Consider the following 14,266-nt stretch of genomic DNA (forward strand, 5'->3'; position numbering starts at 1 on the left):
AACACCGAGACAGTCTATGCATAAAAAATCTTTCGCAGATCTTGAAACGAGCTTTAAATAGATCGCAACATCATCTGTTTGGAGCGGCACACGACAGTTTCGACACGTGCGGTCACTCGGCATGTTATTGTACAACCTTTGCTCTTACGACTAAACAATCCCTCGCAGGGACGACTGGATTATAGCGTTCCTTAAATTGACCGATATGTTCATGCGCCCAGCAATCATATAATTCGAGTGAATGACCCGATGCATAAGATAGCCCTAAATCCCAAAATTGCAAAGATAGTTCTCTTTGAGAGTCGCTTAAGTTAAAGAAGCCAATCGCAAGGTCACCGTCTGCTAATACTTTGACAAGCATAAAAACATCATCTGAATGGAACCATTGGGGTTCTGGTTTAATCCGAAAAGCACCGCGCCCTTCAACATCTTGATTAATGTTCAGCAATTCTTTATTAAGCAAAATATCTTTTGTCACTTGATTGGCATTACGAATATCACAGCCGATCATAAGAGGAGACCCCATCATAGCCCACAGTGAAAAATGCGTTTTATATTCATTATCACTGCAACCACCGATTGTACTTCCAATAAAACCATCGTTGCTATCCCCGTACATACCAACAACAAGCATATCCATATCATTATGACAGAATGACCCTGTATAACACGCTTTATCCAGCTGTGAAAGGGCTAAATTTTTAATCGATTCCCAACTATCTTGGATGTCTCCTGTCGAACGATACATATGAGCACCAGATTCACGAATCCACTGGTAGACATTGTCTTCTCCCCAATTACACGCAGAGAATAAAATATCTCTTCCACAATTTTTGAGCGCAAGACTCATGCGCTTATATAATAATTCACCCGACACCTGTCTTGGCTTAAAGCAGTAATCATACTTTAAAAAGTCAACGCCCCATTCTGCCAATAATTTCGCATCTTGGAATTCATGTTCGAAGCTTCCGGGAAAACCGGCACATGTATGAGTTCCGACACATGAATACATACCAAACTTCAAACCTTTATCATGAATATAGTCGGCAAGTGCGCGCATGCCACCTGGAAATTTTTCTGGGTCAGGTACAAGATTTCCATCTTCGTCTCGTTCTTTTAAACTCCAACAATCATCGATGACGATGTACTCATAACCAGCATCTTTATACCCTTCTGACACAAAACGATCGGCAACATCACGAATGAGTTGTTCGTTAATATCCCATGTGAACGTATTCCAAGAGTTCCAACCTAACGCAGGCTTCAGTCCTAATAATTGATTATCTGTCATGATCATATTCCACCCTTTTCCATAAGATTTAAGGCTTTAATAGATTCAGTAAAACATAGTGGTTTCAACCATTCTATGGCTTAATGTTGCATATACATGGATCCATGTTGTTTTTAGCGAAAATAATATCAACGCTTTGTGAAAACCGTGGTATGATGATGGCAACATTTACCCGAAGGAGTGAAAGCGTTTAAATGAAGGCGACTGATCGTTATCAATTATTATCGTATACACGCAAACCAGTAGGGATTTACGAAGACAAGCTAGCCAACAGTATGCACCTCGCTTACCGAGTCAATGATCAACCATTTCAAGCATTGAATCACAATACAGGCGTACTTTTTGCCAGAGCGACTGAAAACGAAAATCGAACGCTAAACGCAAAGTGTTTAACCAGTCCTTATATTTTTGAATTAGACAACCAAGCAGGCTATGGGGTTGTTGCGATCAGAACGGAACCAGATGGTAGCCCTGATCCAGAATGTAAAGGACAGGTGCTACTCTATACAACAACTGATTTTCTTCAGTACAAAGAACATGGATTAATTGACTTAAAAACAGATAACCATGTTCGCTATGTAACGTGCGACTATTTAAAGAACGAACAGAAGTACTGTATCAAATGGTGTGACAAAACGAATCAAACCTACCAATCTTTATTTTCTAATATTGATGACATAGACATTACACCGACTTCAGCAGCACCCATTAGCTCAAGTTTTATCACGACACCCATTGAAGGGGCACAGCCGATCAATCAGATTGATATCCCAAAAACAATCTTTGATAAATTGTTTGAACGTTTAACCGTGCCAGAAAACATTGGCGTTGACGTACCTGAAGAGGCTGTCGTCCGTTCCATAGATGAGTTAAAGCAAGTGAAAGCAAACTATTTTTATAGTGATGACACGTCAGTAACTCGGTCAGTAGACTGGGATACGTCTAACATTGATTGGTCAAAAGAAGGCACGGTCACGATTACAGGTGAGGTCAAGCAACCGACGTTTTATTTTCCACTCTCGCTCCACCGTGCTGACCCTTGTATCTTTAAAGACCAAGACGCCTACTACTTTATTGCGACCAACGACGCAGATGGCAACAATAGTTTATCTGTTAGACGTGCAAAGACATTAGCTGGTGTAGCGACAGCGCCCGAATATGAAATCATTAATACGAGTATGTACCCACACATGGTCCAGTTTCTTTGGGCACCAGAGTTTCATATGGTAGGTGATGACCTTTATATCTTCTTAGCAAGCAGTCCGAACGGCTTTAATGAAATTAGAGCACACGTGATGAAATTGAAAAAAGGTGGAGACATCTGCAACAAAAATGATTGGGAAGAACCGATCCCATTTTTGAATCAACATGGAGAAGTTTTAAGCGAAATCGGTTTGACCTTGGATATGACGTACTTGACGACAAACGGCCGACACTATGTTGTATGGGCGCAGCGCGACCTCATACCAAACGATTTAGGCTCTTGGATTTACATTGGAGAAATCGATCCCGATAAGCCTTGGCAACTCATCAGTGATCAAGTCCTTTTATCCAAGCCTGATTTCAGTTGGGCCAATAACCATGTCTACGTTGAAGAGGGGCCTTACCCATTGTTTATAGGTGATCAATTAATGATCACAACCTCTAGTGCATTGGTTGACTACACGTATTGTGTCGGTATGTTATCGATTGATAAGCATGCAGATCTATTAGACGTTAGCAATTGGGAGAGAAGCAATTATCCATTATTAACGACAGCATCTGTAGAAGGTGAGTGCGGACCTGGACATAATGCTTATGTTCAAGATGATGAAGGGTTAATTTGGAATACGTATCACGCACGCGTCGAAAAAGACGGACCGAGAAGCAGCGGCATTCGTCGCGTTCATTTTCATAAAGACGGCTTCCCAGTTCTCGATTTAACAGATGATAAAGATATTCAAGAGAAGTACCGTCGATTGAACTTATCAGTGACAATTAAACCACATTAGTCTTAAAACTTTGCAGTCAGCATACTGACAACGACAACCCAAAAACCTCTAGGAACTTCGTCATCATTTAAAATGGACGATCCACCTAGAGGTTTTGTTTATCACATAGACCTTTTCGTAACCTTACTTATTTCGATACGACAGCATTAGAAAACGCATATTGCTTACCTGGATGGTGATCGGCTAATTGACTCCCCTCTCCAAACAAATTATCACGTAACGTTGAGTCTTCGTAACCTTCTCTAACAAGCCCACGTTCTTGCAATATAGGAACTACTAACTCTACAAAATCTTCAAACGTGCCTGGGGTAATCGCATAGGCAATATTAAAGCCGTCGACACCCGCTTCGTTAACCCATTCTTCCATCTTATCTGCGATTTGAATAGGATCACCGACTGCTGCGACACCCATACCACCAATACCTACATAATCCTTGATATCAGAGGCTGTCCACTCTCGGTCAGGGTCTATTTTGGTAAAGTTTTCAACAACGGATTGAATGGAATCATTCTCCACATATTCTAATTTTTCATCTGGTTCAAATCCAGATAAATCGATACCGGACCACCCACCAAATAGAGCTAAGGCACCTTCATGACTGACGTACTGCTTATAATCGTTATACTTCTCAAGTGCTTCTTGCTCTGTTTTACCGACAATAGGCGTAAACATCGTCAAAATTTTCACTTCATCCGGTGCTCTTCCTGCCTGCACGGCTTCCTCTCTTAGTTTTGTAACCGACTGTTTGGCTGCATGAACCGTTGGTGCGCCAATAAAGATACATTCAGCATTTCTACCCGCAAATGCTCGACCCTTTTTAGATGCCCCAGCTTGATAAAGGACTGGCGTTCTTTGCGGAGATGGTTCACTAAGATGAGCACCAGGCACTTTATAATAATGGCCTTCATGTTGAATATCATGCACCTTAGCCGGGTCTGTATAGACATCATTTTCCGCATCTAATTCAACGGCGTCATCTTCCCAACTGCCTTCCCAAAGTTTATAACAAACGTCTAAATATTCTTGAGCGATATCATAACGTTCATCATGCTTGATTTGATCATCCATGCCAATATTCACAGCGGCACTTTTTAAGTACGATGTGACAATGTTCCAACCTACCCGTCCTTTTGTTAGATGGTCCAATGTCGACATTCTACGGGCAAATGTGTATGGATGTTCATGCGTGACTGATGATGTCACACCAAAACCTAAATGCTTCGTCACAGCAGACATCAATGGCACCACAAGAAGTGGATCGTTAACAGGTGACTGCGCACCGTGGCGAACGGCCGCATCTCTTGAGCCCTCGTATACATCATACGTGCCTAGTACGTCTGCTAGAAAGACCGCATCAAATTGTCCTTTTTCTAAAGTTTTCGCGAGATCAATCCAATATTCGCTATCTTTATAACGATGAGATTGATCTTCAGGATGTTTCCAAAGTCCTGGTGATTGATGTCCTGAACAGTTCATATCAAATGCATTTAAATAGATTCGTTTTGTCATTGTTTACGTCATCTCCTTATGATTTTTTAAATTATATCGTAACGCTATGTTTTGCATTGACCTTCTCTACAAACAGCGCAAGCTGATGTTTGATCCGTTTTATAATCAACTCATCTGTAATCGGCTGTTCAATCTGTTGCTTATCAACTTGATCGTCTGATAAATAAACCCCTTGAATACTCTCTCCCTTAAGCGTAGCTAAGACAGGTTTTAATGTGTATTCAATCGCTAATACGTGCGAATGACTCCCCCCTGTCATGACCGGAAAAACAGGTGTGTCTTTTAATACGTCTTGAGGCAATATATCAAGTAAAGCTTTTAATACACCGGTATATGCCGCTTTATAAACGGGAGACCCTACTACAACGCCTTTTGCAGTTTGTAATAAAGAAGCGATCGATTGAATATCATCATGTTGATAATCACCATTAAACAGCACTTCCACTTGAACATCTTTTATCGAAATATGCTTAATCGTAAAACCTTCTTTCCTCAGCCAACTCCCCATATACCTTAAAACAGCATCAGACCTAGACGTCTCTGAAGGACTACCAGATAAAATCACAATTTCGCCCATGTTACTCATCCTTTCTTATTTTTTTATATACAAAAAAGACACCTTCTCTTAAAGAGCGCACAAACTTCTACCGCTACAATAAGTTCAAGATGCCTTTAGTTGTCTAATCAGCATGTTATTTATTTTTGGGTGTTACGATTCGCTGTTGGCGAACCTTTTGTTAATGCAAACCGCTTCTTTTCCGTTGTATCCACTTGCGTAATGTTGCCATCATGTACAGTAATGACTACTGAACCAAACGTTATGTTCTCCAAGGCAGACAAAATATGATTCACTTTTAATTCATCTAATTTCTCCATTTTGTAAGACCCCTCCTTGTTTTATTCTCACTTGCACATTCAGTTGTCCGCTCCATATGCTAGACATTAAAAAACCCCTCTTCAGATAAGAAGAGGGGTTAGTATACTAGAAAAATAGTAAATGGCTCTCTTCTTATCTTTCAAGCAAATGCTTGCTGGATTTGGCACAGTACCATTTGGTCTGTTGCCGAGGCTTCATTGGGCCAGTCCCTTCACCTCTCTGGATAAGAAAAATCATTGTCATTAAGTTGTAGTTAACAGAATAAATGATGTTCACAAAATTGTCAATATTTTTTCAGAATAATGGAAATATTGTTTAAATTATTAGCGAAGTAACTGTTTAGTAGTTAAAATTAAATAAAACTTACTTTATTATTTCCTTGAAGGTAAAATAGTATCATTATCACAAAAGAGAAGGTTACTAAATAAGGAGGAGAGCGCTATGTTTATTGGTGAAAATTTAACAAATCTTCGAATCATGCATGGGTATTCACGAAACAGCTCTCTGAAATGTTACAAGTAACAGAACAGGCCTTATGGCAGTATGAAAATAACTATACCTCACCAAAGATGCAAATTGTTAATAATTTTAAATCTATATTTAAAGTTAAAAGTAAATATATTTATGAGAAAGATATCTTGAAACGATATTACACACCTGAAAATATAACGATGATGAATATTGCATACCGTTCTAAAGTAATGAATATTGCTTCAAAAACACAAGCTGAGGCAAAGCATGTAGCATATTTAGATAGTGTTGTTAATTATATTACAGAGAATGTGTAGCTACCTTCACCAAAAATCGTACACATAAGAGATGAGATCATTCATTATTTGAATCATTCCACTGATGATCGAACAATTCAAATATATGAGGCAGCTCGAATAGCACGAGAAAGACTAGGGATAGGTGATCGCAGTAATCAAGATCTTATATTCTTGATTGAAAAAAATGGTGTATTTATATTCGAGAAATCACTCGATACTGAGTTTGATGCTTATAGCTTATAAACCAATAACGATCAAACTTTAGTTATATCCCCTAATTAACAACGTTCTGTTGCGAATTGTTAACTAGATGTTTTTTATGAGCTTGGATATTTACTACTCTATTATAAAGTTGAATTTAAAAATTCAGACCCGCAAAAACAAAAATTATAAACAAGTGTATTGATTTGAGAAGTAATAGAAATGAATTTAACAAATGCGATAACTTTGATACGTTTGATAGAACTTTTTGGGGAATCGAGAGTGTATGTTAACACTGGCTTTGATTATCATATAAAATTATAAATAAGAAATCGAAAATCATATAACGGATTGATAAGATTAGATAACACTTCTCCACCTGTAAATGTAGCTTCACTTTCTTTCATGTTCTTTCATGGAAAGTGTCAGACTTAATATCTCAATATTATCAATTCAATCTTCATAGTAAGTGTTTGCGTGTGCATAATCGCCTTTGATGCCATGTACTTTAATAATTCATTTTTTAACCTCTTAGCTAAATTTTGTGCTGATTAATCTAAATCGTATTTTACTATCTTCCATGTACTACTAATCAGCATGAAATTACTGTAATTTATTGTTTTATACATAAAGCTCGATGTAATAACCCTATTTTGTTTTTAAATACATAGCGAGAACAGAAATGCTTAATCATATGAAAAAGTTAAAAATTAATAATAATATTTTCCCAAAACCTTGACTTTATTAATTTCATAATTTATCCTTTCATTTACATAATTAATCAATTATGTAACTTATTTACAAAATTTAGAGGAGGATTTATGTTATTAAGTATGTTTTTTAAAAAGTCATTTATCTCGTTTTTAGTTGTTATTCTATTTATTGGAGCAAGTTCACCATCGCATGTAAGTGCAGAAATTAATGAATCTAATCCAACAGAAAGCGAACTATCACAGGAAACCATTAGCTTAGCCGATAATTATATAACAGTGACAAATAATCAATTTGTAATAGATAATGGGGATAAATTGGAAAATGAAATTGGTGAAAAAGAGTTTAATATTGTAAAAAATCTAGTAAAAGAAAATAATCAATTACTAAAAGAAAATTGGAGTAACAATATAGAAAAAAAAGGAGATAAATTTACTGAATCGGTTCAAAATAAACAAAGTGGTCAATTTACTACTCAAGCTGTAGATACTTCTAAGTATATAGATATTGATTACACTTGGTGGGGAATGCAAATTTATTTTTCTTCATCAGCTGTTACTCATTTGAATGATTATCTTGCAATTCAAGGTTTTGTTGGTGGTTTAGGTGCTGCTAATGGAATACAAAGTTTTCTAGCTAGAAATGGACTAAGAGTAACTTCAAAAGCATTAGGACCTGTGGCACTTTACTCAGGCGCTATCAGTTGGGCTATGGGGAAAGTTGATAATGGCAATGGAGTTAAACTGAATTGCGTACTTTATGTGCCAGCTACTATTACAGCGGCATAGTTGATTTTTAAAATAAGTTGTAACTACCAATTAACCTTTGCTAAAATTATATAAATAATCAAAACAAACATTCAAAAAGATTGAATGTTTGTTTTGATCTGTATAGAGTTAGCGAAGCTTAATTTAAAGGGATCTATAGGACAAAGTGGGACCACAGGTATCGAAACCAGTCGATTCAAGAGACAAGACCCTCAGGGAAAAGTGACGATCCAGCTTCGCAAATGACGGTATTTATGCTCTGATTGTAGCAAGACGTTCTATGAACGTTTACAAACGATCAACCGTTACCAAATAGCGCTGGCCACTGTACAAAATGAGGCACTTATGTATGTGGTCAAAAGCTCATTTACGAGAGCAGCCCGCTGGACTGGTATAACAGTGACAAGACTCATACGCTCCTTTGATCGTTGATGTGGATACGATCAAAAATATCTGAACGCCTATGATACGAGTGGGGTCGATATCGTCATGATAGATCTTTCAAAGTGGTTTAAGAAAGCGGTGCGTGACGTAATGGGAGACATTAATAAAAGGCTCTAAGTCAAATGTTGAAGTGAGCTAACGCTCAGTCCTTATTTTTATACAATTCGGATATTCACATCTTTATATTGATGATGCAATAGAACTTTTAATCGAAACCGAGCAAACCGCCCAAAACCAAAGGCATTACGCTTAATAACTTTAGTTTGGTTGTTAATGTCGTCGACATAGCCATTATGTAGGTCAAAAGCGAAGCTATTTAAAATCTCTTTTTGCCAATTTTGAAAGGTTGAAATAGCTCTTTCAAATTCAACAACCCCTGACGCTTTGACAAGATCATAAAACCTATCAAGACGTGCCCGCGGCAAGCGAGTAGTCGATCACTCATCACTTTACTATAAAAGCAACATGTTGGATTGTATCTTTACCCCAACATATATTTTAGAGCCGGATAAAAAGAGCCGGAGCCAGGTGAAACGGAGTAACAAACTGTTGTGGTAGTCTCATTACGACCTGAACGAAGAACAGAGGGAGAAGGTCGAAAGGCTTCTTCAGATTGATCCAAGGTCAAGAGAGGGATACCAGCTAAAAAACTGGGTGAAACGTTGGTTCAGAGAAAGTGATCATAAAACCGCAACGAAACAGATCGACCAATGTCTGAAAGAATTGAGGGCTTCCAAAATAGAAGGATTTAACAGGGTTCACAGAACCTTTACGTATTGGCGCCAAGAGATTCTTCAAGCCTTGAGGTTTAATCAAGGATTTTAGAGCCTAATTAGTTCAACTTCACGCCACTGGGAAGCCGAGAGCAAACGTCATCAAGGTATATGAATTAACCTCGTTCACTTCTGATAAATGGTTAAAACAACACAGCGAAAGTGGTTCCTTTGAAGAGAAAGATAAATGAACACCTGAACAAGAAGAGTTAATCAAACTCAGAAAAGATAATCAAAATCTTGCGACTGAAAACGATACCTTAAAGCAAGTCACACTGATCATGGGACGAAAGTAGATGTGATTCGTCAAAAGCGTCACAAATATTAGGTATCAGCAATGTGCTATTGTCTCAAACCCCAAAGAATACATACTATTATGAAGCTAAGAATAACGATGATAAACTTAATGAGCTTATCTTTGATACCTAGCAGAAAAGTCGTAAGATTTTTGGCCTACCGAAAATTTATGTTAAGCTCACAAAGAAAAATTGGAACGTCTCGCGACGGCGTATTGAACATATCATGAAAGAACAAGTCTTAGTATCAAAATACATTGTTGATCGATTTAAACCTATGAAACCATAAGTCAACGAATCTGAGATTGGAAATCTATTACGCTATGAGTTTTATCAATCAGAAACACATAAAATAATGTTCAGTGACTTAGCCTGTATTCGTGTTGGGCATAGATGGCATTATATTTGAATTTAGGTCGATTTATATAACCGTGAAATCATCGGCCATAGGATTTGATCATATAAGAATGCAACATTAGTTCATCGTGCGTTTGCATATGTCCAAGAAAATTTATATGAATTTGAAATGTTCCAAACAAATAGTGAAAGTGAATTTAAAATCATATTAATTGATGTAGCTCTTCACACATTCAATATAAAATGCCCTATGAGCTATAAAGGATCCCCCCTCAATATCGCCGTAGCAGAAGATACATTCAACGTGACTAAGATTGAGTTTGTTGGGACTGTCCATTTTAATGATATGAAAAGTGTTTTGTTTTACAGTTTTAATAGAAACTTTATTTTTCATCAACACTTACTCCTATTGAAAGACCAGAACTTATTGCTAACACAAACATGTATCCTGAACTAACATTATAACTAAATTGTAAAACAACAAGTAAAAGGAATAAAATTAAACCAAAAATAAATAGAGGTCTTTTAATAATACCCAACACTATCACTCCTTTGTTCCAAAAAGCATTTGTATTTATTCTCATTTTACAGAATATAGTAGTTTTTTTCAAATGATTCTTTTTTAAAAAATGTCCTTGACAAAGGCTACAATTCACCCCAAACATATGAAGATTTTGTTTTAATATTAAAGAATTATGAAAAAAGTATAAGCACATTAAACTATGGTGTTTGGCTCGATGATGACAACGCCATCTCACTTCCTTCAAGTTCTTATAGTGACAAGGTTCTTGATTACGCAAGTAAACATATTAAAAAAGACAGTCAGCAAGTCTTTCTTATACAAGTCGAAGCCGGTACAGGGAAAAGTGTTGTCTTAAGTTCACTATTTAATACGCTACAAGACTATGATAAAGACAGAAGTTCAACGCTACATAACACGAATAACTATCTGTTAGTTAATTATGGTGAAATGATCAAAACTTATGAAAGTATTGCGAGTAGTTTACCTAACTTAAAGAAGAAAAACTTTTTAAAGCCTACATCATTTATAAACCAAATAGACAGCGGAAAAATTGAGAAAGCTGATGTTTTGTTAATTGATGAAGCGCACTTATTATTAAGTAAAGAAGATGCTTATAACAATTTCAATTACAAAAACTAATTAGAAGAGATCATTAAACGGAGTAAAATAACGATTGTCATATTTGACCCTAAACAAGTCCTTAAGTTAAAAAGCTATTGGGATGAAAATATGATCAAAGACATTACCAGTCAATATCAAACGACTGACTTCTATTTAGATGATCAATTTCGGATACAAGCTGATGACCGAGTCCCAAACTGGATCGATGCCTTTATTGATAATCATTTATTGCCGATTCCTAACAATTTAGAGAACTTTGAGTTTAAGATATTTAATAACAGTCAAGACATCAAACAGGCTATATTCAAGAAAAATGAAACTGTTGGCCTATCAAGGCTAGTCTCAACATTTGATTACACTCATAAAAAAGACGGGAATAGTTACATTGTAGATGAAGGTGGGATTGATCTACCTTGGAACCATACGGATGCTAAAAAAACGTGGGCAGAGGAAGCCTCTACTGTTAATGAGGTTGGATCGATCTATACAGTTCAAGGCTTCGACTTAAACTATGTAGGGGTCATCATTGGCCCTTCGATTAGCTATGATGATGAAAGAGATCAACTCATCATCAGGCCTGAAGAATATAAAGATACAGAAGCCTACAGAAAAAGAAAAGATTTAACCGAAGATGAAAATGAGCAATTAAAATTAAACATTATCTTAAATTCTCTCAATGTTTTAATGTAACGTGGAATTCATGGATTATATATCTACGCAACAGATCCTAAACTCAGATCTAAATTACTAGAGTTACAAGAGGAGGGACGACATGAGCGAATTTGAAACGCTAATGGATCAGATTAATCAGTTCAGAGAAGAAAGGGATTGGCTACAATTTCATAACCCTAAAGATCTTGCTCTCTCTCTAAATTTAGAGGCAGCCGAACTCTTAGAAAACTTCCAATGGAAATCGAGTGAAGAAGCCATTGATACCCAATTACCTGAAATTAAGGATGAACTTGCTGATGTCATGGTCTATGCATTAATGTTTTGTTCAGATTTAGATATAGACCCCGAACAAATTATTAAGGCTAAGCTTGAAAAAAATCAAGAAAAATATCCTATTGAAAAAGCCAAGGGTAATAAAAAGAAATATCATCACCTATAAGCTTGATCAATGACAATTCTTATATACAACGTTTTAAATGACACAACCAGTATCTTTTGTATGGATAATAAAGATACCGGTTGTGTCATTCTTTTGATCTTAAAATGTTTTATAGTCAAAATCACAGATATAAAAAGGGTTTTTTGCTTTTTTGTTTAATATTAAAAATATAGCAAGGAAAGTTTTTATGAGATAAATAATTGTATGGTTATGGATTTTTGATCAGTATTTACACTCGTTCAGTAACATGATAATCTTTCAAGGCTCCATTATTATACTGATTAATAATTTTTAAAAAGGAAGGCTAGAGATGCCAAAACAAATAATGTACGTATTTATTTTGACTTTCCTAATTATTCTTTTTATCTTTTTCTACAATGTAATTACGTTAGATTTCTACATTATATTAAGGACTCTAATGACTTCACTTTTACTTTCTATAATTATTTCAACAGTCCTATTCCTGCTGTTAAGATTACTACAGAAGTAGCATTAGAAGACAAGTCATGACATTGTAAAATCATAATTTAAGAGTCACTATTTTATTAAATCCTACTAATTACCACCCTACACCTAATTGCTCAATCAATTGCCCTACATGCAACAATTCAACGTCTTGATAAGCTTTACCAATAATCGTCACACCTATTGGCTCACCTGTTTCACGTTTAAACCCAGGTAATGTTAGGGCTGGATAGCCGGATGTCGCATACAGTGACGTGGCGTAATTGCTCAACGTGATGAGAAAATCAACCGATTGAAAGGCTTCGTCAAGCGCATCCTTGGTGATGGATCGGTTTTTTTCAATCAACTGCTGAATCGTTTCTTCTGAAAAATCATGTCGTATCGATTTTTCAATTAAATCTTGTCCATAAGGAACACGATCTTTAGGGTCTTGTTCATTAAATTTGAACACGTCTTCTAGTGTGATCGGTTGATCCGTTCGTTTGAAAAACTCACGCACACCTTCACCGAACTGATAAATAAGCACATCGAAAAAGTTGACGTTGTGCGCTTCTTCATTTAACGTGACGTGTTCACAGCTTGCCCCCGCTTCTTTTAACCCATCAGTAAACGTGCGAATGACGGAAGCATCTTCTTCTCGATAGGTACCCGTAATCGCTTGATCTGTCAGTTCACCAAATGTATACGCATCTAACGGCTTGCTAAAATCATCTAAACGCCCCTCAATCGGTGCCATCGCTTTAAATAAGTAATAGCAATCCTTAACTGTATTCGCCATAGGCCCTGCTGTGTCATGCGCTTTTGCGATTGGAATAATTCCATCTTGAGACACGGTCGTTAACGTCGGCTTTAAACCAACGACGCCATTTTGGCTGGCGGGATAAATAATTGAACCGGCTGTTTCTGTCCCAATCGCGACAGGACTCATGTGTTCAGCGACAGCTACTGCACTACCAGAGCTTGATCCTCCCACATCAAATGGCCCAAAGGGATTTTTCGTTTGACCACCTATTGCTGAATAACCATTAGCACTGTCTGTCGTCATAAAGTTTGCCCATTCAGACAGGTTCGTTTTCCCTAAAATGAGGGCACCCTTTTCTTTTAACGCTTGAATAATTTCAGCATCTTCTTTACTATAAAAATCTTTTAAAATAGCAGCCCCTGCTGTTGTCGGCATATTCACGGTTTGAATATTATCTTTAATCAGGACAGGAAGACCGTACAACGGATCATGCTTTTCGTTATAAACACAAGCGGCCGCTTCTTCAATGATTGATTCATTTAATGTGATCACGGCTTGAGTGCCTCTCGTGTCGAGCACACGATTATAAAAAGCTTTCGCAATATCTGCATAGGTCGCTTGATTCGTTTTCACAAGGGCTTGTAATCCTTCACTATCACTCGATAGAATCCGGTCCATAAGTTCAGAGTCAACCTCTTGTCTTTCCGCTTTTAAACGTACTTTATAACTTGATGTCGGTGGCTTTTTAAATTGTTTCATTTTTTGATTCTTTAAATAAGCATCACTATTAAATGTCATACGGTCACATCCTTCGTC

The 14,266-nt window shown here is 36.8% G+C and carries 12 protein-coding genes, 3 pseudogenes and 1 riboswitch; of the genes and pseudogenes, 8 read left to right on the forward strand and 7 right to left on the reverse strand.

The annotated features are described in order from the left end of the window. Positions 1-124: 124 nt before the first annotated feature. Entirely contained in the window at positions 125-1,291 is a 1,167-nt protein-coding gene (locus BLR62_RS01865) for a glycoside hydrolase family 27 protein (protein WP_090792414.1), read from the reverse strand. A 194-nt stretch (positions 1,292-1,485) separates the two neighbouring features. Between BLR62_RS01865 and BLR62_RS01870 the strand changes: the two genes are divergently transcribed. After that, positions 1,486-3,282, forward strand: a complete 1,797-nt coding sequence (locus BLR62_RS01870) for a family 43 glycosylhydrolase (RefSeq protein ID WP_090792417.1) — start codon at positions 1,486-1,488, stop codon at positions 3,280-3,282. Positions 3,283-3,409: 127 nt separating this feature from the next. Here BLR62_RS01870 and BLR62_RS01875 read toward each other — a convergent pair whose 3' ends face one another. The 3 genes from BLR62_RS01875 to BLR62_RS01885 all read right to left on the reverse strand — a co-directional run bounded on the left by BLR62_RS01875 (position 3,410) and on the right by BLR62_RS01885 (position 5,668). Continuing rightward, positions 3,410-4,792, reverse strand: a complete 1,383-nt coding sequence (locus BLR62_RS01875) for an LLM class flavin-dependent oxidoreductase (protein ID WP_090792419.1) — start codon at positions 4,790-4,792, stop codon at positions 3,410-3,412. A 31-nt stretch (positions 4,793-4,823) separates the two neighbouring features. After that, positions 4,824-5,369: an NADPH-dependent FMN reductase gene (gene ssuE / locus BLR62_RS01880; RefSeq protein WP_090792422.1), complete on the reverse strand. Its 546-nt coding sequence runs from the start codon at positions 5,367-5,369 to the stop codon at positions 4,824-4,826. 119 nt (positions 5,370-5,488) lie between these two features. Then, complete coding sequence (locus BLR62_RS01885; protein WP_090792425.1) at positions 5,489-5,668, reverse strand: YezD family protein; 180 nt, start codon at positions 5,666-5,668, stop codon at positions 5,489-5,491. A gap of 130 nt (positions 5,669-5,798) precedes the next feature. Then, positions 5,799-5,899, reverse strand: a riboswitch (SAM riboswitch). Positions 5,900-6,178: 279 nt separating this feature from the next. On the opposite strand from BLR62_RS01885, the gene BLR62_RS12420 reads away from it, so the two are divergent. The 3 genes from BLR62_RS12420 to BLR62_RS01895 all read left to right on the forward strand — a co-directional run bounded on the left by BLR62_RS12420 (position 6,179) and on the right by BLR62_RS01895 (position 8,139). Next, a complete protein-coding gene (locus BLR62_RS12420; protein WP_090792428.1) occupies positions 6,179-6,457 on the forward strand; it encodes a hypothetical protein in 279 nt (92 codons plus the stop codon). Positions 6,458-6,505: 48 nt separating this feature from the next. After that, complete coding sequence (locus BLR62_RS12425) at positions 6,506-6,682, forward strand: hypothetical protein (protein ID WP_176759187.1); 177 nt, start codon at positions 6,506-6,508, stop codon at positions 6,680-6,682. A gap of 779 nt (positions 6,683-7,461) precedes the next feature. After that, positions 7,462-8,139: a hypothetical protein gene (locus BLR62_RS01895; RefSeq protein WP_090792430.1), complete on the forward strand. Its 678-nt coding sequence runs from the start codon at positions 7,462-7,464 to the stop codon at positions 8,137-8,139. A gap of 578 nt (positions 8,140-8,717) precedes the next feature. On the opposite strand, the pseudogene BLR62_RS01900 reads toward BLR62_RS01895, so the two are convergent. Further along, positions 8,718-8,981: pseudogene (locus tag BLR62_RS01900) on the reverse strand (transposase); the annotation flags it as partial. Between the two features lie 151 nt (positions 8,982-9,132). On the opposite strand from BLR62_RS01900, the gene BLR62_RS12695 reads away from it, so the two are divergent. Both BLR62_RS12695 and BLR62_RS12700 read left to right on the forward strand, forming a co-directional pair. Next, positions 9,133-9,387 (forward strand): transposase, encoded by a 255-nt coding sequence (locus BLR62_RS12695; RefSeq protein ID WP_090792436.1) that lies wholly within the window; start codon positions 9,133-9,135, stop codon positions 9,385-9,387. A 389-nt stretch (positions 9,388-9,776) separates the two neighbouring features. After that, a pseudogene (locus tag BLR62_RS12700) lies at positions 9,777-9,920 on the forward strand (IS3-like element IS655 family transposase); the annotation flags it as partial. 451 nt (positions 9,921-10,371) lie between these two features. Here BLR62_RS12700 and BLR62_RS12510 read toward each other — a convergent pair. After that, positions 10,372-10,788 (reverse strand): hypothetical protein, encoded by a 417-nt coding sequence (locus BLR62_RS12510; RefSeq protein ID WP_218119744.1) that lies wholly within the window; start codon positions 10,786-10,788, stop codon positions 10,372-10,374. Between the two features lie 8 nt (positions 10,789-10,796). Between BLR62_RS12510 and BLR62_RS01915 the strand changes: the two are divergent. Together BLR62_RS01915 and BLR62_RS01920 are read left to right on the forward strand one after the other, a co-directional pair. Further along, a pseudogene (locus BLR62_RS01915) lies at positions 10,797-11,822 on the forward strand (DUF2075 domain-containing protein). An 82-nt stretch (positions 11,823-11,904) separates the two neighbouring features. Further along, complete coding sequence (locus BLR62_RS01920; protein ID WP_090792442.1) at positions 11,905-12,243, forward strand: nucleotide pyrophosphohydrolase; 339 nt, start codon at positions 11,905-11,907, stop codon at positions 12,241-12,243. A 559-nt stretch (positions 12,244-12,802) separates the two neighbouring features. Here BLR62_RS01920 and BLR62_RS01925 read toward each other — a convergent pair. Continuing rightward, complete coding sequence (locus BLR62_RS01925) at positions 12,803-14,248, reverse strand: amidase family protein (protein ID WP_090792445.1); 1,446 nt, start codon at positions 14,246-14,248, stop codon at positions 12,803-12,805. Between the last annotated feature and the right edge of the window lie 18 nt (positions 14,249-14,266).

It is taken from the genome of Pelagirhabdus alkalitolerans (assembly GCF_900096905.1).
Lineage (GTDB): Bacteria > Bacillota > Bacilli > Bacillales > Amphibacillaceae > Pelagirhabdus > Pelagirhabdus alkalitolerans.

Bases quoted from the DNA above. Each gene is read 5' to 3' on its own strand.
- BLR62_RS01865 (WP_090792414.1), bottom strand. From the start codon at position 1,291: ATGACAGATAATCAATTATTAGGACTGAAGCCTGCGTTAGGTTGGAAC.
- BLR62_RS01870 (WP_090792417.1), top strand. From the start codon at position 1,486: ATGAAGGCGACTGATCGTTATCAATTATTATCGTATACACGCAAACCA.
- BLR62_RS01875 (WP_090792419.1), bottom strand. From the start codon at position 4,792: ATGACAAAACGAATCTATTTAAATGCATTTGATATGAACTGTTCAGGA.
- ssuE (WP_090792422.1), bottom strand. From the start codon at position 5,369: ATGGGCGAAATTGTGATTTTATCTGGTAGTCCTTCAGAGACGTCTAGG.
- BLR62_RS01885 (WP_090792425.1), bottom strand. From the start codon at position 5,668: ATGGAGAAATTAGATGAATTAAAAGTGAATCATATTTTGTCTGCCTTG.
- BLR62_RS12420 (WP_090792428.1), top strand. From the start codon at position 6,179: ATGTTACAAGTAACAGAACAGGCCTTATGGCAGTATGAAAATAACTAT.
- BLR62_RS01895 (WP_090792430.1), top strand. From the start codon at position 7,462: ATGTTATTAAGTATGTTTTTTAAAAAGTCATTTATCTCGTTTTTAGTT.
- BLR62_RS01920 (WP_090792442.1), top strand. From the start codon at position 11,905: ATGAGCGAATTTGAAACGCTAATGGATCAGATTAATCAGTTCAGAGAA.
- BLR62_RS01925 (WP_090792445.1), bottom strand. From the start codon at position 14,248: ATGACATTTAATAGTGATGCTTATTTAAAGAATCAAAAAATGAAACAA.